Below are 791 nucleotides of genomic sequence, written 5' to 3'. Positions count from 1 at the left end.
TATGTCACCGCCGCCCTTCAATGATAAAGGCGCGGTAACGGGAACCGGCAAAGCGTTGAGCAGCGATGGTTTGGTAGGCGGGACTGTCATACCAGTCGCGAGCGGCCTGCATCGTCGGGAAACGCAAGATTACGGCCCCTTCGATGGGCGGCCCCTCCAAATGCTGGATCGCGCCATAAGCGGCGAGAAAGGTAACGTCGTGACCATCGAACGATGGTCCGACGCCTGCAGAATAGGTTGCGAGTGCATGTGGGTCGCTGGTTTCTTCCCGCGTAAAGACGACGAACGCTTCCATCATTAGGCCTCTCAAAGGTTGGATCTGTTGGCCATTACCACCGGTGATGGCCTCACAGTCGTCAGGCTGGCAACTGGAACCCGATTTTCATGAGTGCCTCGACGCACGCATCCTGATCCTGCTGATAGTTGCCTCCGGAGATGCCTATGCCGCCGATCAACTTCCCATCCTCCAGAATCGGATAACCGCCGCCGACAGCGACCATCCGAGGGCGATAGGCTAGCGGCGCCACTTTTGGATCGTTGGTCACATAGTCGTTCCAGACATGGGTCGGGAACCCAAACGAGGCGGAACTCCAGGCCTTGTCGATGGCAACATCGACGGTAAGGAACGGCGCATCGTCGGTGCGCTCGAACGCGCGCAGGTTACCGGTGGCGTCGACGACGGCGACGGCAGCCGGGATGCCGATGGCACGGGCCGCAGCGAGCGCCGCGTCGATGAGGGCGACTGCGGTTTCGCGGTTGATCGAGGCGGTGGCAATAGATTTGGTCATGGG

The 791-nt window shown here is 60.3% G+C and carries 2 protein-coding genes; both read right to left on the bottom strand.

Going from position 1 to position 791, the window contains the following annotated elements:
* Positions 1-4 precede the first annotated feature (4 nt).
* A complete protein-coding gene (locus MF6396_RS28090; protein WP_005005999.1) occupies positions 5-295 on the bottom strand; it encodes a DUF1330 domain-containing protein in 291 nt (96 codons plus the stop codon).
* 61 nt (positions 296-356) lie between these two features.
* Positions 357-791 (bottom strand): heme-binding protein (locus MF6396_RS28085; protein ID WP_238596502.1); only part of this gene is annotated, 435 nt, incomplete at its 5' end.

Source organism: Pseudomonas sp. MF6396 (assembly GCF_002018915.1).
GTDB classification, from domain to species: Bacteria; Pseudomonadota; Gammaproteobacteria; order Pseudomonadales; family Pseudomonadaceae; genus Aquipseudomonas; species Aquipseudomonas palmensis.
The sequence above is the reverse complement of the archived record's forward strand: the minus strand, read 5'-3'. Positions and strand labels throughout refer to the sequence as shown.

Excerpts from the sequence above, each read along its gene's own strand:
- MF6396_RS28090 (WP_005005999.1), bottom strand. The coding sequence starts at position 295 with ATGGAAGCGTTCGTCGTCTTTACGCGGGAAGAAACCAGCGACCCACAT.